Source organism: Kiloniella sp., assembly GCF_965205715.1.
Classification (GTDB): domain Bacteria; phylum Pseudomonadota; class Alphaproteobacteria; order Kiloniellales; family Kiloniellaceae; genus Kiloniella.
Window position 1 is genome coordinate 224,102 of sequence record NZ_CBDBHW010000014.1, and the last position, 26,832, is coordinate 250,933.

Sequence of the window (26,832 nt, forward strand, 5' to 3'; positions counted from 1 at the left end):
GCATCAACAATTGAGGTTAAATCTGATGTTCGGCCCGAGACAGGCCATTTAATTTCAAGCCCGTTAGGGGTAACTGGCCCGAAGCTGCGAAAACGGCCATCTAAAAGAACATTTTGTGAACAAACCCCAGTGTAATTGACTTCATTCCTTCAAGCATGTTGTGTTTTCTCTCCTTTATTTCAGGAGTTAAAACATGAATTTGCATATTACAGACAGTGGATTAGTTCAAAACTGGAGCCTTTCTTTTTCAGAGTTTGATTTAGTGAATATAAAGTCCGTCTCAGCGCAGCTCGGATTTTCATGTCAGTTAAAGTTTTTCGCTAGTTTTGGCTACTTTGCTGAAACCACGGCGGATCTACCAAAAGAGGCTATAGCATATTTGGCCGAACAGCTTGGTTCTGATGGCACAAATCTAAATGTGTATGATTTTTCAGGGCGCTCTGGGCGACGACATCGCACAGAAATCATTAAATTTCTTGGTTTCCGGCGCATGAGAAAGTCTGATCGTCGTGCTCTAAAAAGTTGGATATTTACTCAGCTTTGCCCTGGAAATTCTTCTGTCTCCGAGATGATTGACCAGGTCTTCATATGGTGCCGGGATCAAAAAATTTATTGGTCATCCACAAAAGAAGCGGGCCGACTTGTTCGTTCTGAACGTAAACGGTTTTTGGACGACTATTTTGCCGAAATATTCGCTCGGATTTCCCCTGAAGCAAATGAGTTGATGGATCAATCTCTACTCTCTCCGGAAAACGAAGCTGGTTTTCATGCAATCAAAAGTGATCCTGGGCAACCAACACTTGATAATATCATTTCTGTTACTGAACGGCTTGCCTTTATCCAAAAGCTAAACCTTCCGAGAGACTTACTATCCAAACCAGGCACCAACTGGATTGAAATCATTGTCCGGCGTGTTGGGAATGAAACAGCATCGGATATGCAGAGACATTCCATAGAGCGCCGGTTAGGACTCTATTCTGTATATCTCATGACCAGGGAAGCACAAATTATTGATGGTTTGGTTGATCTCCTGATTGAAACGATTCATAAAATAAGTGTTCGTTCAAGGCGCAAAGTTATCTCTGAAATCACCCGGGATATTGAAAAAGTGTATGGTAAGGAGCGACTTCTTGTTGATATAGCAGGCGCCGCTATTCAAAATTCGTCGGGTAGTGTTTCCGATGTAATTTTTCCTGTCGTTAGCGAAGAGAAATTAGCCGCAATCATCAAAGAGCATCGAGCAAAGGGAACTCTTGATCTTCGTATATATGAAGTGATGCGCCGGTCCTATGCCAACCACTACCGCCGAATGTTACCACAACTGCTGGCTGTGTTGGAGTTTCGTTCAAATAACACGACCTGGCGTCCTGTCCTGCAGGCTCTGGAATGGATACAACGAGAAGTTAATAATAATAGCCGATTTGTTCCTGTCCATGAGGTACCCATTGAGGATGTTATACCCAAAAAGTGGCGCAGTGCAGTTATCGGGGAGGACGGGCGTGTCAATCGCATCAGCTATGAACTCTGTATTCTTGGCCAGTTACGCGATCGTATTAGATCAAAAGAGATCTGGATTGTCGGTGCTAACCGCCATCGAAACCCCGATGAAGACCTTCCTCAGGACTTTGAATCCCAACGAGATTCCTATTATAAAAATTTGAATCTGACGCGCGATGCCCATACCTTTATTACCTCTATCAAGGCTGATCTAGAGCGCGAATTACGCCTTCTTAATACAGAAATACCTGGCAATAAAAAGGTTCGTATCCATTGGAAGGGCAAAAACAGGATTTCTATTACTCCATTCGAGGCTCTACCGGAACCAAGCGGTTTGGTTGGGGTCAAGGCAGAGCTTGGAAGACGTTGGCCGATGCTTAGCCTGCTTGATATATTAAAGGAAACCGCTCTTGATACGAACTTTCTAAGAGCGTTTGAAACATCGGCTTCTCGGGTAGCACTTTCTCCTGAGACCCTGGATTACAGGCTAATTTTATCCCTTTATGGGCTTGGTACGAATGCTGGTCTTAAACGAATTGCCGCCGGGTGTGATGGTGTTAGTTATGACGAACTGCTCCATATCTATAAAAAATTTATCAATGCAGAATCATTAAGGGAGGCATGTGCCCGGGTTGCAAATGCGACACTTGGTATTCGAAGCAAAATGGTTTGGGGAGAGACAGGGACGGCCTGTGCTTCAGATTCCAAGAAGATTGGCGCCTGGGACCAAAATTTAATGGCTCTTCTCCGCTTTGTTGAGTAGAAAAAGATGCCGACCGCCAAGTAACCTGTTGATATGTATGGTTTCTGATAACTTTACATAGAGCAGGTATATGACAATCAACATCTCGCAGCATATTTTAGGCCTCAAAGGGCAACGTGTAAATGAAATTAAACTGGATGACGGCGGTGTTAAGATTGTCATTCACTGCAGCCGAGACGCGCGTAGGAGGGCTATAGACCCTGCTACAGGCCAGAAGGGAAGCATCAACCAGCATGTCCGCCGACAAGTAAACGACATCCCCCTTTTTGGGTATCCTTGTGTGGTCGAGATTGAGCTGGCGCAGGTTTATATTAACAAGGGCGAACGCCGCATTGAGGGGTGTGATTTTGTTGATAAAGGGTGCCGTTTCACTCACCGATTTTGCCGACTGATCAGTGGATTATGTCGGCATATGTCTATTCAAGCGGTTTCCAGACATTTGGATATACGATGGGAAACGGTCAAGAATATCGACAGGGCATACCTTATTGAAACTCTCCCTACGCTTGATCCTGCAGAGCTAACTGGCTTGGAATATATTGGTGTAGATGAAGTTGCCCGGGCGAAAGGTCATGACTACATGACGGTGGTCTACGATATGGTTGGCGGTCATCTGATCTGGGTTGAAGCAGGCCGAACTGCCGAGGTTTTTTCAAGGTTTTTGAAACAACTGCAACCAGATACAGCCTGCAAAATAAAGGCCGTAGCGATGGATATGGGGCCTGCCTACCAAAAGGCTGTCAGAGAGTCCTTGCCGTTGGCCGACATAGTATTTGACCGTTTCCACGTCATGAAAAACTACAGCAAAGCTATCCATAATCAGCGTCGACTTGAGTTCAGAAAGGCCGATCCAAGTGGTAAAGAGTTGATGAAAGGGACACATTATCTGTTGCTCAAAAATGCGGATAAGTTGAGTGAAAAACAAAGTGACAAGCTGCAAAGGTTGCTGGAGAGCAATAGCAACCTGAATGCACTTTACGTCTTGAAAGAACAGCTTCAGCTGCTGTGGAGTGCCGCTTCATTTGAGGCGATGGCGGAGCAACTGGAACGTTGGTGCCTGATAGCAGATCAGTCACAGATGCTCTATCTAAAAAAGTTCGCGAAATCCCTACGGAAACATTGTGTGGGCATCTGCAACTACGCCAAACACAAGCTCACAAGCGCCAGGATAGAGGCTGGTAATGTCAGTATAGGAATGATCCGTAAGCGAGCCAGAGGCATCAAGGATACCGAATACTTCAAACTCAAAATTAGACAATCATCCATTCCAGATAATCAATCTATGCTCTATTTGAAATCCTAAATCTACTCAACAAAGCGGAGAAGTGCCAATTTAATGACCGAATGGCATGTTCGTTATGGTGGCCGGGGTGTGATGATCTACTGGCACGTTGATAAGGGCTCTACGTGTATCTATTCCCAACTCAAGCGATGCTCTTCATCTGAAGTTGGTTCAATGATCGAGGGTGTCCTTCGTCATTGCACAGATAAAGAAATACAACGCCAGTATGTTGATAGTCATGGACAAAGTGTTGTCGGATTTGCCTTTTGCTATCTTCTCGGCTTTGATCTGGCTCCCCGCCTGAAGGCGATTGCCCGCCAGAAACTGGCGCTCCCGAACGCTTTGATACAAACGGAATTACAAAACATCCAGCCAATTCTTTCCAAAGTCATTAACTGGAAGGAAATCGAGCAGCAATATGATGAAATGGTCAAATATGCTACCGCAATGAAAGAGCGTATTGCAGATCCGGAGGCCATCCTGCGAAGGTTCACCCGTTCCGATGTTATGCACCCAACCTACAAGGCATTGAGTGAACTTGGCCGGGCCATCAAGACTATTTTTCTGTGTCGGTATTTACGTCATGAGCAGTTTCGTCGTGAGATCAATGATGGCTTGAATGTCGTTGAGAATTGGAATAGTGCGAACGGCTTTGTATTCTTCGGCAAAGGTGGAGAAATCAATTCGAATAACCTCAAAGGTCAGGAAGTTTCTGTTCTGGCATTACACCTTCTGCAGGCATCGATGGTTTATGTGAATACACAGATGATACAGTCCATTCTTTCTGAACCCGAATGGGCGGCTCGAATGACACCGGAAGATTATCGAGGGCTCAATCCGCTAATTTATGGAAACACAAATCCATATGGGAGTTTTGACCTGGATTTGAATACCCGGATAAATTTCTTCCCAAATTCACAGGCAGCGTAAAATTATTATCGTCACTTTGGGTATACCCAAAATACACAATTTCAATGAACAGTATTTTGTTGGAAAAGCCTGTGTATTTTGGGTCCCTTTTTAGTTAATATACAATTTTGCACTGTGGCATACCCTAAATGAACGAAAATACAACCCGCATTGGATATGCACGCATATCCACAACCGATCAGCGACTGGATGCTCAGATTTCGGCGTTGAAACATGCGGGTTGTAATATTATTCGAGAAGAGCGCAAAAGTGGTGCATCACTTGAAAGTCGCCCAGAACTGAAAACCATTCTTGATTTCATCCACGAGGGTGAAACTCTTGTCGTGACGAGAATTGATCGATTGGCGCGATCATTACAGGATCTTCAAATAATAGTAGAGATGTTGAGATCAAAAGGGGCAAATCTTTACGCCACCGAGCAACCCGTGGATACATCAACAGCAACCGGTAAGGCATTTTTTGACATGCTGGGTGTTTTTGCAGAGTTTGAGACTAATCTGCGCCGTGAGCGTCAAGCTGAAGGTATTGCCTCCGCAAAAATCCGAGGTGCTTATAAAGGAAGGGCTCCTAAAATAGATCGAGCTGAAATCACCCGTCGATTATCCCAGGGCCAAGGCCCCACCCAGATTGCTCGCGAGCTTGGTATCTCCCGGGGGACTATTTATAAAACTCAAAAAATCACCACGGAACAAGTTCAATGAATGCAATTAAGCCACCACGAAACCTGACCCCGGAATTATGCGATGCCCTACAGAGAAAAATGCTGAAAGCCTGTCAAAAGGTAGCTGCAGAGTACGGCCTTGTTGTAGAAGATGGTGGCTTGAAAAAAGTGAATTTGCGCCATGGGTTTGAGTTAGGGCTACGTATTGCAATCCCTCTGCCTGACGGCAGTGTGTTTGAGCCTGAAAAAATAATATTTGAAATGTTGGCAGAGAGTTATGGTCTTGCGCCGGACGATTTTGGGCGAGAGTTCAATACAGGAAGAGAGAGGTTTAAAATTACAGGAATAGATACTCGCCGACCTAAGTATCCTATTTCTGTTGAGCGCATTCCTGATCGACGAAGTTTCAAATTCACGCCAGAGAATGTCTCGGTATTATTGAAAGCAAACTCTAATCAATAACTGTCCCATGATGCTCCGCCAATAAACAGCTATGTGGCACCAAGCCTATACCGCAGCAAACTGCAGAGACTTATAATCACAAGGAAACTTGTTATATGAGCAATACATCGACCACCAAACAACCCCAGATAGGCATGTCAAACACCAAAAAAGAAATGATTGATGCCTATGAATTTATGAAAAAAAGTCTGACGGAAAAAGAAAAGCAACTTACGACGGTAGAACAAGAAAAAGCACAGCTCGATAAAAAATTACTCTTTTCAGCAGCGGAAAAGCAAGTCGAAGAAAATCCCATTCAACGTCTTCTGACTTTAAGAACAGACCTGAACAAAGAGTTATCGACACTATCAGAGAAAATAGAGCATGAAGTCGCTATTTATCAAAAAACACATGTGGCGGTTGAGGAAAAAGAAAAAGACTTAAAAACAGCCTACGCGGTTGAAGCTGCAGCGATTGATCTTGCCGCGTTACTACAAATACATTCAGAGAAAAAAGAACAATTTATCAAAGAGATGCAAGAAGAAAAAGACTCCTTTCAAGCGGAAATGAGAGAACAACGGGCCTCATTTGAAAAAGAAAAACAACGACATACCTTACAACAAAAAGAATTACAGGAAGCCACCAAAAAACAAGAAAAACGTGAAGACGAAGAATACAAATACACTTTACAGCGTCACCGTGAACAGGAGAAAAATAGATTAGAAGACGAGCTCAATATTCTTGAAAGGGATATTGCTCAAAAAAGAGAGACTTTTGCTCAGGAAAGCACCACAAAACAAGCTGAATTAACTAAACGGGAAGCCGCTATTGCCGAACAAGAAGACGAACTGACGTCTATGAGAGAAAAAATATCTGTATTCCCTGAAGAGCTTAAAAATCAAATTGAAGCAGCTGTTGAAGACCTACGCGAGCGGCTAATTTCAGATTTTGAGAAACAGGAGCAGCTCCTCAAAGCCACGTTTACTGGGGAACGTAACGTATTACAGGGAAAAATTGACTCATTAGAAACGGTACTTACAACTCAAGAAAAACAATTGGCTGATTTTTCAAGAAAATACGAAGCAGCCTATGAAAAAGTGCAAGACATTGCGACCACCGCTGTCTCCTCCGCTGGCCAGAGTATGGCAACGATGGCCTATGAAATGTCTTCAACTAAAAAATCCGTGACAAACGAACCAGATCAAAAAAAATGAATGTCAGTTCTGTACCCTAATTTCGAAATATCTCATAATTTAATCCGGTAAACCCCCGGCTATGCCGGGGGACTCTCAATGGTTTGACCGTTCCCACGGTCTTACATTTCTTTGTTTATTGACCAAAATAACAAAGGAATTAGCCGATGAGAGATTACAAAAGCCTTGCACATACGAGATGGGATTGTAAATACCACGTGGTTTTCATCCCTAAACGCAGGCAAAAAGTTATCTATGGCAACCTACGTCAGTATCTTGGTGAAATTTTCCATGAACTGGCCGGGCATCGCGAAAGTAAGATTGAGGAGGGCCATTTGATGCCGGATCACATTCACATGTGTATCAGCATACCGCCCAAACATGCTGTTTCAAAAGTCGTTGGATACCTAAAAGGAAAAAGCGCGATTGCCATAGCTCGAAAATTCAAAAATAAAGCACGGAATTTCAAGGGTGAAAATTTTTGGGCCCGTGGATATTTCGTCTCAACTGTAGGGCTCGATGAACAGATGGTGAGGGAGTATATCAGAACGCAAGAAGAGCGTGATAAGTACTTTGACCAAATGGATATATTCAATCCATAACCGCTTTAGCGGTTCCCAATTTGCCCCTTTAAGGGGCTCACCCGCTTAAGCCCCCGGCTTTGCCGGGGGTCATTTAACTTATATTACCATTTAAATTCAGCAACTTAAGATCAATAAATCGGCGACGAACACAGCGCTGACGAAAGGAATACTGCAATTATCTATAATTTTGTTCTAGATATGTTCTTTTAGATGGCCTAAATCGCAGCTTCGGGCCAGTTACCCCTTATTAGAATAAATATCTAAATTAATGACGCTGGGGGGAGGCCAGATACAAGGTCTCCGAGGACTTGCGCTTTTGCAAGAACGTTCGAATGGGTATCTATAGCGCAATACCAATCAGCTACTTTGCCAAATGCACAAAGTAAATTGCTGTTATCTGGAGTAAGAACAGCGACAACTTGTTCGCCGTCTTGAGTTGCGAGGGGTAATACTTCACCTATGTCCCCACTCTCTACATTTTTTTGGTAGAAAGCCTGGATAAGACCAATGTCTTGCGGTGTAAGACTATCACTGGATACGAGCATATTAGACATACATTGCCTCTTTCACTAAAAAGCCGCTACCTGCGGCGATGAAGAGATCATGCCATTTAGTCGTAACTAAAACCTTAACGGGACATAGAAAAGGTTAATATTCTCATTTCCGCTATGATTTTAAGGCTTCAAAATGGTGTTTTAAATGGTCTTCAATGAAAGTCGCCATAAAGAAATAACTATGATCATATCCGTCTTGAAGTCGTAGATTTAAAGACTGGCCAGTTTCTTTACATGCCTCTTCCAGTAGCTCTGGTTTCAGTTGTTCTTTCAGGAAGTTATCTGATGTACCCTGATCAACTAATAAGGTCGCTTTACTTGGAGATCTCCGAACCAACTCCGTAGCATCGTAATCCCTCCAGCTATCCTGATTTGAACCGAGATAACCAGTAAGGGCTTTTTCACCCCATGGGCAACTCATCGGTGCACAGATAGGGGCGAAAGCAGAACAGGATTTAAACAGGTCGGGATTTTTCAAATGGATGGTCAATGCGCCATGCCCGCCCATGGAATGACCTGTTATGCCTTGGCGGCTCATGTCTGCACTCTCAAAATTTGCAGAAATTACTTCCTGAAGCTCTTTGGTTATGTAGCTATACATATTGTATGACTTGGCCCAGGGTTCCTGGGTTGCATCGAGATAAAACCCGGCTGCAGAACCGAAATCGTAACTGTCGTCCTCGCCTTCGATATTCTGCCCACGCGGGGAAGTATCAGGTGCGATAAAAATCATTCCGAGTTCGCTAGCTATCCGTTGAGCACCCGCTTTGACAGTTACATTGTCTTCCGTACAAGTCAGGCCGGAAAGATATGTTAGGACAGGTACTTTTTTCCCTTCAAGCGCAGCGGGTGGGAGATAAATGGCAAAACGCATTGCACCATTACAAACGCTGGAAACGTGACAGTAGACACGCTGTAGCCCCCCAAACATCTTATTTTCGCTGATCAGCTCAAGATCGGTAACTTTTATATCACTCATTTGAAGGGGCCTAATTGATAATCATAAAAAGAAGGGAGAGGGGCACCTACAAAAGATGCCCCAATTATTTTAGTACAGAACCACAGAACGGATGGATTCACCACTGTGCATCAGATCAAAACCTTTGTTGATGTCATCCAATGGCATTGTATGGGTAATGAGATCATCAATATTGATCTTACCATCCATATACCAGTCAACAATCTGAGGAACATCGGTACGACCACGTGCACCACCAAAGGCAGTACCTTTCCAAACACGGCCCGTTACCAATTGGAATGGTCGGGTTGAGATTTCCTGGCCAGCGCCGGCGACACCAACGATAACAGAAACACCCCAGCCTTTATGACAGCATTCAAGTGCCTGACGCATGGTGTTGACGTTACCAATACATTCGAAAGAATAATCAGCTCCACCGTTGGTCAGATCCAGGATAGCTTCAACAACATTTCCATCGATTTCACTCGGGTTGATGAAATCGGTCATACCGAACTTTTCACCGAGTGCTTTACGATCGTTATTAAGATCAATACCAATAATTTTATTGGCACCAACCATTCTTGCGCCTTGGAGAACATTTAAGCCAATACCGCCAAGGCCAAAGACGACAACGTTAGATCCTGGCTCAACCTTCGCAGTATTGATTACAGCGCCAACGCCTGTGGTTACGCCACAACCGATGTAACAAACCTTGTCAAACGGGGCATCTTCACGGATCTTCGCCAAGGCAATTTCAGGCAATACACTATAATTGGCAAAGGTAGAACACCCCATATAGTGGCGCAGCATCTTACCATCCATAGAGAAACGACTTGTGCCATCAGGCATAAGGCCTTGCCCTTGTGTCGTACGGATTGCTTGGCAAAGGTTGGTTTTTGGATTGAGACAGTAATCACACTCACGACATTCCGGCGTATACAAAGGAATGACATGATCACCTTTTTTAAGCGAAGAAACTCCAGGACCAACGTCAACAACGACACCTGCACCTTCATGACCTAAAATGGTTGGAAAGAGGCCTTCCGGATCATCCCCCGAAAGCGTAAAAGAGTCTGTATGGCAAATACCTGTTGCTTTCATTTCGACAAGAACCTCGCCATGACGAGGGCCTTCCAGCTGAACAGTTTCTATTGTCAGTGGTTTGCCAGCGCCCCAAGCGACTGCAGCACGAACATCCATAATTTGATACTCCCTGATAATCCAAAAATAAATTAACTTGATTTTGGTTTATTGTTTCAACTTATTACCGCTAGGGCAACAGTGTATTAATCAATTTGGATGTATGAAATATATAAGAAACTATTTCATGCCTTTTTCCGACAAAGTTTTGTCGTACAAATGCTATATCATCTAAAATCTCGCGCGGATACCCCGTCCTTTAGGTCGGGGAGGAAGCGCGGCCTTTCTTTACGTTGCCACCGATTGGTGGTAGATTGCGTTTGAAACAGTGATAACCAAGCTGTTTCGCTTTTACCCAAACGGCGGTGGAACACACCGTTGCTGGACGTGGAGGGTAGCACTGGCTCCCCTGTGAAGCGTCAACCTGACGGGCTAACCGCCCCGAAAATCCCCTGCTTTCAAGCGGGGGAAGGTGTTAAGCTGGTATCTAATCCTTTTTCAGGTGAATATATAAATCATGAGTTTCAGGAGCCTGTTTATGAATTGGATTCTATTCTTCGCGACCTTTTATCTCGCAGTTTTGGTTGGAATGTATCTGCTTCAGACCAAACTGGTATATCCAGGTGGTGAACCACGCGGAAATCCAGAAATCTATGGTGGGGTAGGGGTTCAAGAAATCCAATTAGAAATGGACGATGGAGTGCTTCTTACCCATTGGTTCATTCCACCAACGAATAAAAATTTACCCGTTGTTGTCGCTTTTCATGGAAATGCCGGACATACAGGCGATCGGCTGTCTAAGCTCAAATATTTTACCGAAATGGGCTTTGGCTTATTCCAAGTGGAGTATAGAGGTTATGCGGGACATGACGGCACTCCTTCTGAAGAGGCCTTTAAAGCCGATGGATTAACAGCTTTAAAGTGGCTTGATACCCAGGGGTATTCAAAAAATAACCTGATAATGTACGGTGAATCACTCGGGACTGGCATGGCTGTTTGGTTGGCCGCCCAATTCCCAGTAAAAGCAGTAATCCTTGAAGCGCCTTACAGCTCGATTGCAGATGTCGCACAGGCAAAATACTGGTTTCTGCCGGTTAAGTATTTATTGAGAGATAAATGGCGCTCCGACCTATCTATCCTTGATGTGAAAGCACCTGTATTCATATTTCACGGAGAAAATGACGAGGTTATCCCGATCGCTTTTTCGCGGAAGCTATTCGAGCTAATCAAGAATGAAAAACAAGCTATCTATTTTGAGGACGGGTACCACATGGATTTATATGATCATGGTGCTGAAAAGAATGTCCGCGAGTTCGTGAATGAGTACGTTCTCAACAAGCTTGGTCAATCAGAACCTTTAAAAGCTCAAAAGGGTAATAATTGAATATTGCCTTTGATACCGTTTTATTTTTGGTTGCTTACGACCTCATCAAATTTTTCAAAAAAATCATCCGCTAATTTTTGAGCCGTTTTGGTTACAAGTTTAGAAGCCATATCGGCTATGGTTCCCTGCATATCACCTGATGCTTGGAATTCCAATACCGTTGTGCATTCATCTTTTTCAATCAAGACGACGTTTGCTTTGCCCTTTGCCAATCCAGCTATTTTACCTTGTCCTTCTGCCGTCATGACGTAAGAACTCGGTGCATTGATATCAGAAATTGTAATGAGGCTTTTAAGTTGTGGTTTTATGAAGCCCAATTTAAATGAAAATACGGCGGTAAATTCAGTATCACTGTGGCGAATGGCTTCATCACAACGAGGAATGGCTTGCTTTAAGATTTGGGGATCGTTCATTGCCTCCCAAACCTGTTGTCTAGGAGAGTTGATAATATAGCTGCCAGTCATTTCCACCGTACGAATTCCCCCAATACTAAAATCAATACTCAAGAAAAAGGGGAGCAATGCTCCCCTTTAATTTACTTCTGTACCCCGTAAACGAGATCCGGCAAGAAAGTCGAGATTATTGGTACATAGGTAATCAATATCAGGAAGACCAGTAAAATCATCAGCCAGGGGAGAGCAGCTCTTACGACAGAGAGTATCGGCATACCCGTTATACCCGCTGTAACAAAGAGATTAAGCCCCACCGGTGGCGTAATCATGCCGATCTCCATATTCACTACCATAATAATACCTAAATGAATGGGATCGATGCCAAATTGAATGGCAATTGGAAACAGTATTGGTGCCATAATCAGCAAGATTGCAGATGGCTCCATAAAGTTACCGGCAATCAGCAACAAGATATTAACAACAACCAGGAACATCCAAGGCTCTAGTCCAGCTTCCAGGATTGCCGCGGTTATGGTTTGTGGGATACGTTCTGTCGTCAACACATGCGCGAACAGCATTGCATTTGCCACAATGAACAAAAGCATAATTGTTACTTTAGAAGCCTCAAGAACCGTTTTCTTGACTTCAGGATCGAAAAAGCTCTTTGGAAATGCCAACACATAATCGGCAATACCCAGAGAAGATGAATCCTTGCCTTTTAAAGGTCCCATATCTTTATAGACAAAAACGGCAATGATATAGGCGTAGACCGATGCTACAGCGGCTGCTTCTGTAGGCGTAAAGATACCGCCATAGATACCACCCATGATAATAACGATAAGTAAAAGACCCCAGATTGCTTCACCAAATGCACTGAAGACCTCTGAAGCCGATGCTTTTGGCAATTGCGGAAGCTTTTTAACCCGAGCAGCGACATAAATCCCGATCATCAACATGACACCGGCAATAAGACCAGGGATCACACCCGCCATGAACATACGGCCAACGGAAACATCTGTTGCCGCGGCATAGACGACCATAACAATGGAAGGTGGAATCAGGATACCAAGCGTACCCGCGTTACAGATAACACCTGCTGCAAATTCCTTTGAATAGCCAGCTTTCTGCATCCCCGCAATCACAATAGAGCCAATAGCAACAACAGTTGCAGGAGAAGATCCGGAAACCGCAGCAAACAACATGCAGGCTAAGACAGAAGCCATTGCCATGCCACCGCGAAGGTGACCAACACAATCCATTGCAAAGCGTATCAACCTTCGCGCCACACCCCCTGTCGAGAGAAAGGCAGAAGATAAAATGAAAAACGGAATGGCTAAAAGTGTATAGTGTTCCATAGTTTCAAAGAACTTGAGTGAAATCGAGCCCAGTGAATCATTAGAAAAGAAGATAATTGTTGTCAGACTGGCAAGCCCCAAAGAAAAGGCAATAGGCGTACCTATCATCAGAAGTAAGAACAACAAGATAAAGAGGACAGCGATAGCCATGATTATTTGCCCTCTTTCTGATCGTTATTGGTGTCATCGTCCATGAATTGCTCAATCGCGTCTTTACTCTCATCACCCAAAATTGAAACTTGCTCTTTGTTTGTCAAAATTGTCCAAAAAGCTTGTAACAAACGGAAAATCAAAAGCCCCATACCAATGACAAGAATACTGAGGAACAGCCATTTTTCGATCGGCATATCGTGGGTTTCGATACGTATTTTTTTCAGCTTCCCAACATAAATCCACCCACCGTAGAACATAATGCTCCCGTAAATGATGGAGGCGATGACGGCTAACAGCCCAAATAATCTCTGCATAGGTGTGCTAAAGATTTTGACGAAAGCGTCAACACCAATGTGGATATGTGTTTTAACGCCGTAGGAAATACCAAAGATAACGAGCCAGGCGAAAAGATAGGTGGTGAGTTCCAGCGCCCAAAGAAACCCGGTATTAAAAACGTATCGGGCAACGACCTGCGAAAAGGTGACCAGCACCATAGAGGTCATAAGTAGGGCGATGAAGCTTTCCTCTATGTGCGTGATTATTTTGCTCATGGGATAATGCTTCCGGATATCAAAAAGGAGGGCTGTACTGGACCCAGCAAGCCCTCCTTATATTAACAGATCAGAATGAAAAGGCCGAAAGCCTTATTAGTTTGCAGCCAAAGCCGCATCAATCATGTCCTGACCGATATCACCTGTGAACTCTTTCCATACTGGAGAGAGTTTCTCACGCCAGGCTGCTTTTTGATCAGCAGTTAGAGTGCGAACGACACCACCAGCGTCGATAACCTTTTGCTTGTTATCTTGGTTGATTTTAGCTGAAATTGAATTACGTTCCTGGGAAACTTCAGCAAGAATACGCTCGAGATCACTACGGATATCGGCAGGAAGGCCATCCCAAAACTCAGAAGAAGTCACGATAAGATAATCTAGGATACCGTGGTTACTTTCAGTTACACCGTCTTGAACTTCATAGAATTTTTTGGTGTAGATATTAGACCAAGTGTTTTCCTGACCATCAACAACGCCTTGTTGAAGCGCACCATAAACTTCACTGAAAGCCATTTTCTGTGGGTTAGCACCAAGCGTTTTAAAGTTAGCAACCAAAACGTCAGATGTTTGTACTCGGAACTTAAGACCTTCGGCATCACTTGGATTTACAAGCGGTTTGTTTGCAGAAATCTGCTTCATACCATTGTGCCAATACCCAAGAGCACGAAGACCACGATCTTCCATAGCACCAAGAAGCTCTAGGCCCTTTTCGCTGTTTTGAAAGCGATCGACAGCATTGATGTCATTAAACAAGAATGGCAGATCGTAGATGCGATATTTCTTTGTGAACTTCTCAAATTTTGAAAGAGAAGGCGCAGCCATCTGAAGATCACCAAGAAGCAGTGCTTCAAGAGCTTTGTCATCATTATAGAGTGTTGAGTTTGGATAAACTTCAACAACAACTTTGCCAGCCATTTCTTCGTTAACTCTTTTGGCAAACAAAGCTGCAGCTTCCCCTTTAGGGTGGCCTGTTTCTTTTGTTACGTGGCTAAGTTTAATAACAATTGGCTCAGCCTGAGCAGCAAAAGCAGTCAGAGCTACACCAGCAGCTGCCAATAGCAGAGTAAATTTACGCATGATTATCCTCCCAAAGGATTTGTTTTATTATTCGTTAAACTAACAAGTACAAAATTCTGTAGGTAACGAGTGTTATTTACCTACCTTTATAATAGCAAAGGCTGTGCCAGTTTAATAAATATGTAACTTACTGTTTTATAACGGGAAAAATTATATATCGAAAAATGGCTGGCAATTGTTTGCCGATGGCCTCACGTATCATAAGCGGATTTCCGCCTACTAGCTCTAATTATTCGTGATCAGCTCTCTTAAGGTTATATTTAGCCATTTTTTCGTTCAGAGTTCTCCGTGGGATAGATAGTTCCTCCATCACAGCTGCGACATTTCCTTTGTGACGGTCCAGCGATGCTAGAATAACATTTCTTTCAAACAAACGAACTTGTTCCAATAGAGCAAGGGACGTCTTGGCCTGTATGTCTTTTTCGTTATTTAAAATAATCGAGAGTTTCTCTTCTGATGGTCTTGTAGAGAGAGCATAGCGTTCAGCAGCATTTCTAAGTTCTCGAACATTCCCCGGCCAGTTGTGAGCCATTAAACTGGCAATTCCTTCAGGACCGGGCATCTCAATCTCACGTCCAAAAGTTTCCGCAGCTCGCTTAGCGAGAAGACGGAACAAAATAGGTAGATCGTCTTTACGAGCGCGAAGAGGGGGGATCGCCATAACAAATGTTGCAATCCTGTAATATAGATCTTCACGTAGACGACCTGCCGCTATTGCTTCTTCAGGTGGCTCTTGAAGTGCGGCGATCAAACGAAACTGGACAGATTTCGATGTATTCGCGCCAAGGGGAACAACTCTACGCTCTTCAAGGGCTCTTAGGAGTTTGGCTTGTAACTCCATTGGCATTGAAGAAAGCTCATCCAGAAAAAGAGTCCCATCATTTGCGGCCTCAAGCTTCCCCGTTCTTCGTGTTTGTGCCCCGGTAAAGGCCCCTTTTTCATGTCCAAAAAATTCACTTTCTGCCATTTGCTCTGGAATAGCAGCACAGTTAACGGCGACAAAATTCCCTGTTGGGTTTGGCCCAAACTCGTGGAGACAACTTGCAACCACCTCTTTACCACTTCCAGTTTCCCCTTGGATGAGAACAGAAGCATTGGTAGGGGCAATGTCCATTATGTCTCTTTTTAAAGAACGCATAATTTAATCCGGTAAACCCCCGGCTATGCCGGGGGACTCTCAATGGTTTGACCGTTCCCACGGTCTTACATTTCTTTGTTTATTGACCAAAATAACAAAGGAATTAGCCGATGAGAGATTACAAAAGCCTTGCACATACGAGATGGGATTGTAAATACCACGTGGTTTTCATCCCTAAACGCAGGCAAAAAGTTATCTATGGCAACCTACGTCAGTATCTTGGTGAAATTTTCCATGAACTGGCCGGGCATCGCGAAAGTAAGATTGAGGAGGGCCATTTGATGCCGGATCACATTCACATGTGTATCAGCATACCGCCCAAACATGCTGTTTCAAAAGTCGTTGGATACCTAAAAGGAAAAAGCGCGATTGCCATAGCTCGAAAATTCAAAAATAAAGCACGGAATTTCAAGGGTGAAAATTTTTGGGCCCGTGGATATTTCGTCTCAACTGTAGGGCTCGATGAACAGATGGTGAGGGAGTATATCAGAACGCAAGAAGAGCGTGATAAGTACTTTGACCAAATGGATATATTCAATCCATAACCGCTTTAGCGGTTCCCAATTTGCCCCTTTAAGGGGCTCACCCGCTTAAGCCCCCGGCTTTGCCGGGGGTCATTTAACTGGATTAGCACCAACAAGTCTGGCATCTAACCCTTGAGCTGCAAAAAGATCACGCTTTAGGGCGCGGTTATCCAAAACCAAAGCGCGTTTTTCAAGAGCCCGACGGACAATGTCCAATAGATGTTCTGGTTCAAATGGCTTTTCAATAAAATCGTAAGCCCCAATACGCATTGCTTCAACGGCCATAGACACATCCCCATGTCCGGTCACCAGTACCACGGGGATGTTAGCATCTATATTTTTCACTTCCTTCAGGAGAGAAAGGCCATCCATCCCAGGCATTTTCACATCTGAGATAACAATACCTTCATAATGCCAATCTAGCTTCTCCAGTGCAGAACGTGCATCTTGAAAATCCTCAACGGCTTCGTGACCAGCAAGTTCTAACCATTGCCGCGTTGAAACTCTAATCGCTCTTTCATCATCTATAAGATAAACAGGACCATCAATTTTAGGGTCGGTATCTTTCATAGTATATTAGCCCGCTGATTATTCAGATGAAGGAAATGTTATCAGGAATTCAGCCCCGCCTGATGAATGGTTGGAGGCTTCAATACTTCCCTTAAGGTCTTTTACAATGCCATAAGTAATCGACAAACCTAACCCTAAACCCTCACTGTTGGTTTTTGTTGTGAAGAATGGATCATAAAGTTGATCAATAATAGTACTGTCCAATCCCGTACCATTATCACTAACGCTTATTGTGAGGGTAGAGCCTTGTTGTTCAGCACGAACTTCAAGTCTTTTTTTCTCGGTTTTTTCCATTGCATCTATAGCGTTGCGCAGTAAATTTACAAAGACCTGCTCCAACCTGATTTCATCCCCCTCGACATAAAGCAATGTTTTAGGAAGGTCGGCAATTAACTCGACGTTTTCTTCATCCAATAAAGGTTGCACAAGAGAGATCGCTCTGGAAATAGGTTTTTTTATTTCTACGGGCTCTAATTTAACCGGAGCTTTTCTGGCAAACGTTTTAAGTTGTCCAGTGATGGATCCCATTCTTTCAGTCAAAGAAGAAACATTTTGGAGAGAACTATCTAGCTCTTCTATTCTGCCTCTTTGCAAAAGCAATCTGGCACTGGCGATAAAGGTTCGCATAGCAGAAATAGGTTGATTAATCTCGTGTGCAATCGCAGCAGACATCTGCCCCAAAGCCGCAAGTTTACCAGCCTGAACCAATCCATCTTGCGCAGACCTTAACTCCTTTTCGGTTCGTCTTCTCTCATCGATTTCGACTTCAAGCTGTTGATTTATAATTTGTATTTTCTCAGCTTCGAGGGCTCTTCTGGTTGATATATGCTTTTGCCTGCGCTCCCTGACAAAGAGCGCTGCAACTAAGATAGTAATGAGAATAACGGATCCTATTGTTGTTGTCGTTCCTTGTCTCTCCTTAATTAGATCGATAGGAAAGAGGTAATGTAACTTCCAATTCTGATTGTCAATTTCCCAGGTTGTTTCCAGATATCGTTTCTTATCGATCTCCGTAACAATTTCACCAACGAAATTTTTTGATTTAAAGTCCAACAATTCCAGACCAGAGTTTCCATACTGTTTAACAGCTTGAATATGGCTCATTCTCTCAGGAGATATTGGCTTAAGGGCCTTATATAACCAGTCATCGCGACTTGATAAAAAAACAATACTATTTTCATCTGAAATAAAAACAGTTTCGCCGCCATCTCTCCACTGCCTTTGAAGGGGGGCAAGGTTTACTTTAACAATTACAACTCCAATTACCCCTGATTTTCCATAAACGGGATGAGACATAAAAAAACCGGGAATACCCGACACAGTCCCCATGGCAAAAAATCGGCCTTCTTTTCCTTCCATCGCATCCTTAAAATAAGGGCGGAACGAATAATTATGTCCAACAAAGCTTCTCTCATCCCTCCAATTAGATGAGGCAAGTGTATTCCCCTTACTATTCATAACGAACAGAACGTTTGATTCCGCTTTATTATTCGTCGCGGCTAAAGATCTACTCACTGTATCTGAAAAGTAGGGATCATTTTGGGATGTGGTTAGAAGTTGTTTAATATCTTCATTTTCAGAAAGGACAAAAGGCAGGTATCGATACTTCTCCAACGCTCCCACTAAAGTCCCCTGATACAGACTAAGCCTTTCTCTAGCCGTTTCTCTAATTTCTTGAGCTGTATTCATCCCCACCCATCGTGTCATCAGCCATATTATGACGATTCCAGTAATAAGCAAAAATAGCCAGCCAAGTATTGTCTTGGAAGAAAACTGTCTCGTGTTGTTAATCATTGATGGGATATTCAATCTGTACTCGATAGGATTATTCTGATTTTGGCTACCAGTATGTGATCTACATTCAATTGATTACGTGAAAGTATAGTAAGAGAACGGTTCGTTATACCAACAATAAACTTATTGGTGATGCAAGGCTTTATAGTTAGGCTCCAAGCTTGCCTTGTCTTTGTCGAGTAATATCGGTAAGAAAAAGGCACAATTTATAAAATTTATATGCTGTTTTCAGTTTATAGCAAAACAACAAGATACGAACGGGTAAGAGGAAAATATGACTCTAACAACAAAATTGAGTCGACTATTCACATTGTGCCTTTCGGCTGTGATGATCTTGATTTCTCCTGCATTGGCAATGGCCGCGGGCGGAGGAGCTCCTCATTTAGACGGGCAAAACTTAGGTTTAATCTGGGTCGTCCCCTTTGCAGGAATGTTGCTCTCTATCGCAATTTTCCCTTTGGTCTTTCCGCATTTTTGGCACGATAATTTCGGTAAAATTTCTGGGTTTTGGGCTGCTGCTTTTCTTATCCCCTTTACGGCTTTATTTGGATTTGAACTGGCCTTGTATGAAACACTTCATGTAAGCCTGTTAGAATATTTTCCCTTTATTATCCTGTTGTTTTCTCTGTTCACTGTCGCTGGTGGTGTTCGAGTGCGGGGCCAATTACAGGGTAAACCTGGTTTAAACACGATCATCCTTCTCATCGGGACAGCTCTTGCCAGTTTCATGGGGACAACGGGTGCTGCAATGTTGCTGATCAGGCCACTTATTAGAGCTCTGGAAGGAAGAAAGTACAAAACGCATACCGTTGTTTTCTTTATTTTCCTGGTTGCTAACATTGGTGGTTCACTCACTCCCTTGGGAGATCCTCCTTTATTTCTGGGCTTCCTGAAGGGCGTTGATTTCTTTTGGCCGACCACGCACATGTTCCTGCCGATGATCGTGCTGTCTGTCATTCTATTGTGTCTCTATTATCTGCTGGACAGTTATCTCTATAACAAAGAGGGACCATTAGCAGAAACCGAGACCACAAAAGTTGATGACGACGTCGTTTTTGCCTTGGATGGGAAGATCAATCTTCTTCTTCTACTTGGGGTGATTGGTGCTGTATTGATGTCAGGTATTTGGAAACCAGGAATTTCTTTTGAAGTCTATTATGTCCATATTGAGCTTCAAAACCTGGTTCGTGACGGAATACTTCTTGTAATTGCCTACTTATCCATGCGTTTGACCAATGATCAAAGCCGCATAGAAAATGGGTTTAGCTGGTTCCCAATTATGGAAGTTGGAAAACTGTTTATAGGTATTTTCCTTACAATCATTCCAGCTATCGCGATCTTAAAAGCTGGGACTGATGGCGCATTGGGCGTCATAGTTGAATCTGTGAGTACCTCAAATGGCGAACCCGTAAACTATATGTATTTCTGGGCCACTGGTATTCTTTCCAGCTTCTTGGACAACGCCCCGACTTATTTGGTTTTCTTCAATACAACGGGACAAGATGTTAGTGTCTTAACTGGTGAAATGTCGAGCACGTTATTAGCAATATCTGCAGGTGCTGTCTTTATGGGGGCCAACACCTACGTTGGTAATGCCCCGAACTTTATGGTTCGATCCATTGCTGAAGAAAGCGGCGTTCCAATGCCAAGCTTCTTTGGTTACATGCTTTGGTCTGGCGCCATATTAATACCTTGCTTTGTTTTATTGACCTTTATTTTCTTTATCTAATTGATAGAGACGATGATAAAAAAAACGCTCCTTTTCGGAGCGTTTTTTCTTTCTGCCCCTTAGATATCAATAGTATTTAATTTCTTAGTTATCTATTATTTTCAAATCTTTAGATAAAATTTTGGAGACACACATGCCACTGGTAAATGCAATAAATTGTATTGAAGTGCCACCAGGTTCAGAGGACAAAGCTATTGAGGTACGCGAGATTTACATAAATTATTTTCGAAAGCAGCCTGGGTTCGTATCGTCAACTTTTTATCGGGCTTCTACCCAGAATGATAATATTAACTTTATCAATATAGTCGTTTGGGAAACTCAAGCCGACTACGATACTGTGGTCAATAAAGGTTATGACAACCCAGATGGCCTAAACGAAGATGGTATGAAAGTGCTTGGAAAAGGTTTTCCTGCACCAATTGTTGTTCACCCTGGTGTGTTCGAGATTATTGGCAATTAGGGTAATTAACAGACTATTTTCAGGCTTTGAAGGTATGCGACAAGGTTTCCGGTGTTTTGGTAATGATGCCCTTTTAGCCCCGCTTTTTGAGCGCCGGTAACATTTTCTAGTTTATCATCGACCATCAGGGCATGATGGGGAGGGACCTTCATTTTGCGACAAAGGTTCAGATAAACATCTTTATCAGGTTTTCGCGCGTTTAGTTCTGCAGAGGCAAAGATATCTACGGTAAAAATTTCTTTTAATTGAGGGGCGATTTTCCTCTGTTTAATCCCTTCTTCAACCAACATCCCGTTATTGGTGAGTAGGGCAACTTTATATTTATTACTAAGTAGACGACACAGTTCAAGCATTGCTGGAATTGGTGACATCGAAGAGGCACGTAGCTCTAACCAACGATCTGAGGTCAGGTTGGTTCCCAGGATTTCATTAAATTCAGCAAGATAATCAGATCCTGTTTTATAGAAACCCTGTTCAGCTTTTAACTCAAATTCGCTATGCCAAATTTTGTGATTGATTTCGGCTTCACTTCTACCTGTGCATTCTGCCATTAAAGTGAGCCGTTTGTTCAAATCCAAATGATAGAGCACACCATCCATATCAAAGATAATGAGGTCGATACTATTTGTTTCACTTGTCATGACTCTAAAGTTTCAATGCCCACAGATTTAAGTATAGATCTCTAGGGCTGTTGTGGCTGTTGGTGTCTTTATTCATGAAAAAGGGGCCTTCCGCCCCCTTAATCTCTTAGTGTGACATCACCACAGGAATGGTTGCTTCCCTGACCAGGTGTTTGGTTACACCACCCATGAGCATTTCCCTCAGTCGGTTATGACCATAAGCCCCACAAACAATTACATCACATCGATGATTTTCAGCGGCATCATGAATTGTCTGCCCAATTGAGGTTTCTGTTTGTGCTATCTTCAAAGTCTCGGCTTCTACGCCATGGCGTTTAAGGTAATTATGAACTTCATTCAGAGATAATGCATCCTGAGTATCCGGCTGTATTGAGAGCAAGAAGACCTTATCTGCTTTAGAAATAGCACTCATGTTATCCCGAACCGCCCGTAAAGATTCTCTCGTGCTTTTCCATGCAACCATAATTCGTTTCCCAATGTCCTTAGAGCTATCGAATTCTCTTGGCACCATCAGACATGGCAATCCGCACAACATTGTAATTTCGTCAACCAGACGGATTCTGAAACGGTCCTCGAAGTGTTCATAGTTAGGCTGACTTACAATAATGACATCTGCAGCATGAGCATGGTCGGCCAACAGGCTGATGTGATCACCTTCCTGGACAACCCAGCTATGAGAAATGTTTTCTCTTTCGCAGGTTTCCCTGAACTCTTTTTCTAATTCTTCAGCCCGGTCTTCAGAAGACTTCGTTGCATCGAGAAGGAACTGAACAGAAGCTCCACGGCCATAAATTTCTGCAGGCATACCAATAGGTGTTGTAATGAATAACGCTGAAACATGGGCATCGTTTTGCTTGGCAAGACGTAATGCAACTTCCAGTCGGGTTGTATGCTCTTCGTCATTAGCAAGATGAACAAGAATGCTCTTGTGACTCATTGTATTCTCCGGTAGCAACAGATTGATATTTCAAATAGATATTAACATACGCAGTCATGCCGAGCACAAGATTTTTCTATCGATTAATCAAACTAATGTCATCTCGAGAGAAGTTTGTTGCTGTATTTGGCAACTAACATTAGCGTAGATCCCCTAAACGTTAGTGATTTTCACACTAAGACTACGACTAGATAAGACTAGAGACTTAAAGGACCATTACGGATGTATGTAAATAAATTAAATTCGTATTTAATGAGTTTAATAATTCTAATTTTATCGATCGTTATCGTGCCGCCTTATGGTTACTCGCAGGATCAGTTTAAAAAAGATACTTTGACGATTTTCACTCTCAAAGGCGAAGCCCATAAATTTGATGTAGAGCTCGCAATATCTTCAGAACAAAAATCCCAAGGACTGATGAACCGGAGAGAGATGCCACCAGAATCAGGCATGCTTTTTATCTATGAGGATGAAAACGATGTGATGATGTGGATGAAAAATACTTATTTGCCCCTGGATATGCTTTTTATAAATTCCAAAGGGGAAATCGTATATATAGAAGAATACACAACCCCGCTTTCTACACGGACAATTTCTTCCGGGCAAAACGTTATTGGGGTCTTGGAACTTAACGCCGGTACCGTACTCCGACTTGGTATTAAGGTAGGTGACATTGCCAACCACCACTTCCTACAGAAATAGTTAAGTTATTAACCTATCGATACAAAATTTAAGCTTTTGGCTCTAATTCTGCTTTCTCTAGTTGACGCCATCCTTCACCAGCAGCAACAAGGCAGCTAATTCCATGAGGGGTCGTGACGATAATTGTCCAGGTTCCACCATCTTTATTGGTAAGAACTTCTATCAATCCGCCTTTATTGGTAACTCCGATAGCTTGTGTCTTTTCGCTGTATCGGCTTGAGAGCATTTCAAGAATGCTGGCCCTTTTATCACATTGATTTTGGGCATAAGCCGGGACTGTCGCTACGAAGCCCGTAAAAGCGATCACTGCAAGTGTGATATACTTCAACATATTGGGCCTCCTTTTAAAGGTGCTAGTTATATTGCGAGCACTCCCTGTATTTATATATTTTGCCCTATGTATCTTAAATTTCAATTAAGCTAATATTATTCTACCTATAATTGCGCACCCTAATTCCGCCAAAAGAACCATAAATGATATATAATATCAACTACTTAAATCGTAACAATCAATCACTCATACACAAACATGTTACAAAGGTGTGGTGTTTTGTGATCGACAAAAAAATAAATTTATTGAGATTATGCTTAAATTTTCTGGGCTCAAGAGACCGATATGAAATGCAAAAACATTAAGTTACGATAAATGGAAAATAGGAGATCGAACGGGTTATTTTAGACAAAGCCTTTAGGTGGCAAACTCTTTACTCTTGACGAGAAGCGTCAGAAGCGAGATTGTCTGCCAAGTTTTTAGATATGTGTTATTAAAATCGCCAAAATATAAGTACATATCTGTGTATACATTAAAAGAAACAAAGATCATGTCCTCTGAAATTTCCAAGCAAGCAGCAGCCCGCCGCACTTTTGCTATCATCTCGCACCCCGATGCAGGTAAAACCACCCTGACGGAAAAGTTACTCCTTCTTGGTGGCGCTATTCGTATGGCGGGTCAAGTCAAAGCCAAAGGCGATAATCGGCGTGCGCACTCTGACTGGATGAAAATCGAGCAAGCGCGTGGGATTTCAGTGACCACCTCTGTCATGACGTTTGAATATGAAGGGGCGACCTTTAACCTCCTTGATACACCTGGGCACGAAGACTTCAGTGAAGATACCTACCGAACACTGACCGCCGTTGATTCAGCCATTATGGTTATCGATGCTGCGAAAGGTATTGAGGCCCAGACACGGAAGCTGTTTGAAGTTTGCCGACTGCGTGACATTCCGATCATCACTTTTGTCAATAAAATGGACAGAGAAGGTCGCGATGTTTTCGAGATCTTGGATGAAGTGGCTGAAGCATTGGCTTTAGACACAGTCCCCATGGTCTGGCCAGTAGGTGGCGGCGGTACCTTTAAAGGATGTTATGATCTCGTCAAAGAAGAGATGATCCCCTTTACCGGTGAAGACAGTTACGGAACACCTATTTCTGCGCCTTTACTCGGTGATAATCTTCCAGACTTAATCCCGGAAGATCAATACGAAACCCTTCTCGAAGAGGCAGATCTGGCCACAGAAGCTTGCCCTGAGTTCAACTTGGAAAGTTACCGAGAAGGGCACTTAACGCCTGTTTATTTTGGATCAGCCCTAAAAAGTTTTGGTGTTAAACAGCTACTTGATGCCGTGCTAGAATTTGCGCCGGCTCCAAAGGTTCAACCAGCCACTCCTCGTGAGATCAAGCCTTCCGACGCCAAAGTTACAGGTTTTGTTTTCAAGGTTCAGGCCAACATGGACCCGAAACATCGGGACCGTATTGCCTTTATGCGTATCTGTTCCGGTAAATTCACCCGTGGCATGAAACTTCATCAAATCGGCACCGGCAAATCAATGAGTGTCCACAACCCGATTATGTTCTTTGCCCAAAACCGTGAATTGGCCCAAGAAGCCTGGCCTGGGGATATCATTGGCATTCCTAACCACGGCACTTTGCGGGTCGGCGATAGTATGACAGAGGGCGAAGATATCCGCTTCTCTGGTATTCCGAGTTTTGCCCCGGAAATCCTTCAACGTGTTCGTCTTGATGATCCTCTAAAAGCAAAGCATCTCTCTAAAGCTTTGGAAAGCTTGGCAGAGGAGGGGGTTACCCAGGTATTCCGTCCTGTTGTCGGCGCCATGTATGTCGTCGGTGTCGTTGGTCAACTCCAGTTGGAAGTTTTGCTTTCACGTATTGAACAGGAATATGGCATTAACGTTGGTTTTGAAGCCGCACCTTTTGTGACAGCACGTTGGGTGACTTCAGATGATGACGCCGCGATGAAACACTTCCTGGATCGTAACAAAGGGTCTCTTGCTGAAGATCGCGATGGATGTCCGGTTTACATGGCGCGTAACCACTGGGACATGGGCCGTATCCAGGAAGACAACCCGAAGTTAAACTTTACAGCCACACGTGAACGCTAACTTTTAAGCGCAATCCCTTAAAGGATTTCGCCACCAAAGGGGTTGGTGCCGCTTTTATCTTCAAACTCGATGACCCATACATCCGGGTCGCGTTTGATCGCGCGACCTATGTACTCGTCTGCATCCCGTTCTTCCATTAACTCGCCCTTGTTCGCTGCAAGCCAAGCGAGGTTACCGTCGATATCACGGGTTTGACTTAAAACCTGACATCCCGGGCCTAAAAGGTTGATTTTCAGAAGTAAGCTGCCTCTATCCGGATCTCCTTTATGGATAACCATCGCAGGGGTGCCTTCCTGGTTGGATTGCCGTACCTGAGCCATTATCCAAAAATCGGATCCAAGAGATGAGGACATCATTACTTTAGTACTTCTTTCTTCTGTGCGGTCACGATCAAATAATACAGATTGAATGGACCTTATAAGATTTTTAAACAATCCAGGGCAATGTGTCTTTTATCGTAAAAAATACAACACCTTTATAAAAAATCAGCCGATTATAAAAAAGACGTCAATTTTATAAAAAGTTAGTTGCCTTGCGTGTTACTCTGTCTTATACGATGACCGTGGTCACGGGGAGTAGCGCAGCCTGGTAGCGCATCTGGTTTGGGACCAGAGGGTCGGAGGTTCGAATCCTCTCTCCCCGACCACCAAAATTCTTACGTCGGTTTCGTTACAACCGAATTCTTGGGGATCTAACATGCAAGTTCGTATCTATCAGCCTCCCAAAAATGCTATGCAATCTGGCCGCGCCAATACAAAGCGGTGGCTTGTAGAGTATGAGCCGGATACAGCTAGAGAAATTGAATCTCTTATGGGGTGGACATCCAGTCGCGATACGCGCGGACAGCTCCGTATGTGGTTTGACACCAAAGAAGAAGCTATATCTTACGCTCAGCGTGAAGGCGTAATGTATAGCGTTGAAGAACCGAAAGAGCGCAAGTACAAAGCCAAAGGCTATGGTGATAATTTCAGCACCACCCGCCTGGGTCGCTGGACGCACTAAGTTCTTCTCCTAAAACAATAA

At 43.4% G+C, this 26,832-nt stretch carries 27 protein-coding genes, 1 tRNA gene and 1 pseudogene; 15 read left to right on the top strand and 14 right to left on the bottom strand.

Features of this window, described 5'->3' with window-relative positions; genetic code table 11:
• The first annotated feature begins 193 nt into the window (after positions 1-193).
• From ACOGW3_RS18025 to tnpA (ACOGW3_RS18055), 7 genes and pseudogenes are all read left to right on the top strand, one after another.
• Complete coding sequence (locus ACOGW3_RS18025; protein WP_419904250.1) at positions 194-2,260, top strand: Tn3 family transposase; 2,067 nt, start codon at positions 194-196, stop codon at positions 2,258-2,260.
• Between the two features lie 70 nt (positions 2,261-2,330).
• On the top strand, positions 2,331-3,563 hold the full coding sequence (locus ACOGW3_RS18030) for an ISL3 family transposase (RefSeq protein ID WP_419901077.1): 1,233 nt from the start codon (positions 2,331-2,333) through the stop codon (positions 3,561-3,563).
• Positions 3,564-3,590: 27 nt separating this feature from the next.
• A pseudogene (locus ACOGW3_RS18035) lies at positions 3,591-4,472 on the top strand (Tn3 family transposase); the annotation flags it as partial.
• 128 nt (positions 4,473-4,600) lie between these two features.
• A complete protein-coding gene (locus ACOGW3_RS18040) occupies positions 4,601-5,173 on the top strand; it encodes a recombinase family protein (RefSeq protein WP_419904251.1) in 573 nt (190 codons plus the stop codon).
• Positions 5,170-5,595, top strand: coding sequence for a hypothetical protein (locus ACOGW3_RS18045; RefSeq protein ID WP_419904252.1), 426 nt, complete (start codon positions 5,170-5,172; stop codon positions 5,593-5,595). The genes ACOGW3_RS18040 and ACOGW3_RS18045 overlap by 4 nt, the downstream gene beginning before the upstream one ends.
• A gap of 95 nt (positions 5,596-5,690) precedes the next feature.
• On the top strand, positions 5,691-6,788 hold the full coding sequence (locus ACOGW3_RS18050) for a hypothetical protein (RefSeq protein WP_419904253.1): 1,098 nt from the start codon (positions 5,691-5,693) through the stop codon (positions 6,786-6,788).
• 146 nt (positions 6,789-6,934) lie between these two features.
• Positions 6,935-7,369: an IS200/IS605 family transposase gene (tnpA, locus tag ACOGW3_RS18055; RefSeq protein WP_419901154.1), complete on the top strand. Its 435-nt coding sequence runs from the start codon at positions 6,935-6,937 to the stop codon at positions 7,367-7,369.
• Positions 7,370-7,611: 242 nt separating this feature from the next.
• Here the strand turns inward: tnpA (ACOGW3_RS18055) and ACOGW3_RS18060 are convergent, their stop codons facing one another.
• The 3 genes from ACOGW3_RS18060 to ACOGW3_RS18070 form a co-directional block, all read right to left on the bottom strand.
• Complete coding sequence (locus ACOGW3_RS18060; RefSeq protein WP_419904254.1) at positions 7,612-7,905, bottom strand: hypothetical protein; 294 nt, start codon at positions 7,903-7,905, stop codon at positions 7,612-7,614.
• A gap of 112 nt (positions 7,906-8,017) precedes the next feature.
• Positions 8,018-8,884, bottom strand: a complete 867-nt coding sequence (fghA, locus tag ACOGW3_RS18065) for an S-formylglutathione hydrolase (RefSeq protein WP_419904255.1) — start codon at positions 8,882-8,884, stop codon at positions 8,018-8,020.
• A gap of 69 nt (positions 8,885-8,953) precedes the next feature.
• Entirely contained in the window at positions 8,954-10,063 is a 1,110-nt protein-coding gene (locus ACOGW3_RS18070) for an S-(hydroxymethyl)glutathione dehydrogenase/class III alcohol dehydrogenase (RefSeq protein ID WP_419904256.1), read from the bottom strand.
• Positions 10,064-10,541: 478 nt separating this feature from the next.
• Here ACOGW3_RS18070 and ACOGW3_RS18075 point away from each other — a divergent pair, with 478 nt between their 5' ends.
• Positions 10,542-11,387, top strand: coding sequence for an alpha/beta hydrolase (locus ACOGW3_RS18075; protein WP_419904257.1), 846 nt, complete (start codon positions 10,542-10,544; stop codon positions 11,385-11,387).
• Between the two features lie 20 nt (positions 11,388-11,407).
• Here the strand turns inward: ACOGW3_RS18075 and ACOGW3_RS18080 are convergent, their stop codons facing one another.
• The 5 genes from ACOGW3_RS18080 to ACOGW3_RS18100 form a co-directional block, all read right to left on the bottom strand.
• Positions 11,408-11,851, bottom strand: coding sequence for a CoxG family protein (locus ACOGW3_RS18080; RefSeq protein ID WP_419905952.1), 444 nt, complete (start codon positions 11,849-11,851; stop codon positions 11,408-11,410).
• 71 nt (positions 11,852-11,922) lie between these two features.
• Positions 11,923-13,284, bottom strand: coding sequence for a TRAP transporter large permease (locus ACOGW3_RS18085; RefSeq protein WP_419904258.1), 1,362 nt, complete (start codon positions 13,282-13,284; stop codon positions 11,923-11,925).
• Between the two features lie 2 nt (positions 13,285-13,286).
• A complete protein-coding gene (locus ACOGW3_RS18090; RefSeq protein WP_419904259.1) occupies positions 13,287-13,838 on the bottom strand; it encodes a TRAP transporter small permease in 552 nt (183 codons plus the stop codon).
• Positions 13,839-13,934: 96 nt separating this feature from the next.
• The gene (locus tag ACOGW3_RS18095) at positions 13,935-14,915 is read right to left on the bottom strand and encodes a TRAP transporter substrate-binding protein (protein WP_419904260.1); all 981 of its coding nucleotides are present in this window, start codon (positions 14,913-14,915) and stop codon (positions 13,935-13,937) included.
• A 229-nt stretch (positions 14,916-15,144) separates the two neighbouring features.
• Complete coding sequence (locus ACOGW3_RS18100; protein WP_419904261.1) at positions 15,145-16,053, bottom strand: sigma 54-interacting transcriptional regulator; 909 nt, start codon at positions 16,051-16,053, stop codon at positions 15,145-15,147.
• A 110-nt stretch (positions 16,054-16,163) separates the two neighbouring features.
• Here ACOGW3_RS18100 and tnpA (ACOGW3_RS18105) point away from each other — a divergent pair, with 110 nt between their 5' ends.
• Positions 16,164-16,598 (top strand): IS200/IS605 family transposase, encoded by a 435-nt coding sequence (gene tnpA, locus ACOGW3_RS18105; RefSeq protein ID WP_419901154.1) that lies wholly within the window; start codon positions 16,164-16,166, stop codon positions 16,596-16,598.
• A 69-nt stretch (positions 16,599-16,667) separates the two neighbouring features.
• Here tnpA (ACOGW3_RS18105) and ACOGW3_RS18110 read toward each other — a convergent pair whose 3' ends face one another.
• Positions 16,668-17,147 carry a sigma-54-dependent Fis family transcriptional regulator gene (locus ACOGW3_RS18110; protein WP_419904262.1) on the bottom strand — a complete coding sequence of 160 codons (480 nt, stop codon included), beginning with the start codon at positions 17,145-17,147 and terminating at the stop codon, positions 16,668-16,670.
• 18 nt (positions 17,148-17,165) lie between these two features.
• Positions 17,166-18,941, bottom strand: a complete 1,776-nt coding sequence (locus ACOGW3_RS18115; protein WP_419904263.1) for an ATP-binding protein — start codon at positions 18,939-18,941, stop codon at positions 17,166-17,168.
• Positions 18,942-19,215: 274 nt separating this feature from the next.
• Here ACOGW3_RS18115 and ACOGW3_RS18120 point away from each other — a divergent pair, with 274 nt between their 5' ends.
• Positions 19,216-20,670, top strand: coding sequence for a sodium:proton antiporter (locus ACOGW3_RS18120; RefSeq protein WP_419904264.1), 1,455 nt, complete (start codon positions 19,216-19,218; stop codon positions 20,668-20,670).
• A 133-nt stretch (positions 20,671-20,803) separates the two neighbouring features.
• On the top strand, positions 20,804-21,130 hold the full coding sequence (locus tag ACOGW3_RS18125) for an antibiotic biosynthesis monooxygenase family protein (protein WP_419904265.1): 327 nt from the start codon (positions 20,804-20,806) through the stop codon (positions 21,128-21,130).
• Between the two features lie 5 nt (positions 21,131-21,135).
• Here ACOGW3_RS18125 and ACOGW3_RS18130 read toward each other — a convergent pair whose 3' ends face one another.
• Both ACOGW3_RS18130 and ACOGW3_RS18135 read right to left on the bottom strand, forming a co-directional pair.
• Positions 21,136-21,771 (bottom strand): HAD family hydrolase, encoded by a 636-nt coding sequence (locus ACOGW3_RS18130; RefSeq protein ID WP_419904266.1) that lies wholly within the window; start codon positions 21,769-21,771, stop codon positions 21,136-21,138.
• Positions 21,772-21,877: 106 nt separating this feature from the next.
• Positions 21,878-22,708: a universal stress protein gene (locus ACOGW3_RS18135; protein ID WP_419904267.1), complete on the bottom strand. Its 831-nt coding sequence runs from the start codon at positions 22,706-22,708 to the stop codon at positions 21,878-21,880.
• 222 nt (positions 22,709-22,930) lie between these two features.
• Between ACOGW3_RS18135 and ACOGW3_RS18140 the strand changes: the two genes are divergently transcribed.
• Positions 22,931-23,410, top strand: a complete 480-nt coding sequence (locus ACOGW3_RS18140) for a DUF192 domain-containing protein (RefSeq protein WP_419904268.1) — start codon at positions 22,931-22,933, stop codon at positions 23,408-23,410.
• A 28-nt stretch (positions 23,411-23,438) separates the two neighbouring features.
• Here the strand turns inward: ACOGW3_RS18140 and ACOGW3_RS18145 are convergent, their stop codons facing one another.
• Positions 23,439-23,741, bottom strand: a complete 303-nt coding sequence (locus ACOGW3_RS18145) for a hypothetical protein (RefSeq protein WP_419904269.1) — start codon at positions 23,739-23,741, stop codon at positions 23,439-23,441.
• A 490-nt stretch (positions 23,742-24,231) separates the two neighbouring features.
• Here ACOGW3_RS18145 and ACOGW3_RS18150 point away from each other — a divergent pair, with 490 nt between their 5' ends.
• Positions 24,232-25,809, top strand: a complete 1,578-nt coding sequence (locus ACOGW3_RS18150) for a peptide chain release factor 3 (RefSeq protein ID WP_419904270.1) — start codon at positions 24,232-24,234, stop codon at positions 25,807-25,809.
• A gap of 17 nt (positions 25,810-25,826) precedes the next feature.
• On the opposite strand, the gene ACOGW3_RS18155 is transcribed toward ACOGW3_RS18150, so the two are convergent.
• Complete coding sequence (locus ACOGW3_RS18155) at positions 25,827-26,165, bottom strand: DUF1491 family protein (RefSeq protein WP_419904271.1); 339 nt, start codon at positions 26,163-26,165, stop codon at positions 25,827-25,829.
• A gap of 213 nt (positions 26,166-26,378) precedes the next feature.
• On the opposite strand from ACOGW3_RS18155, the gene ACOGW3_RS18160 reads away from it, so the two are divergent.
• A tRNA-Pro gene (locus tag ACOGW3_RS18160) sits at positions 26,379-26,455 on the top strand.
• Positions 26,456-26,505: 50 nt separating this feature from the next.
• Positions 26,506-26,811 (top strand): ETC complex I subunit, encoded by a 306-nt coding sequence (locus ACOGW3_RS18165; protein WP_419904272.1) that lies wholly within the window; start codon positions 26,506-26,508, stop codon positions 26,809-26,811.
• Positions 26,812-26,832: the final 21 nt, after the last annotated feature.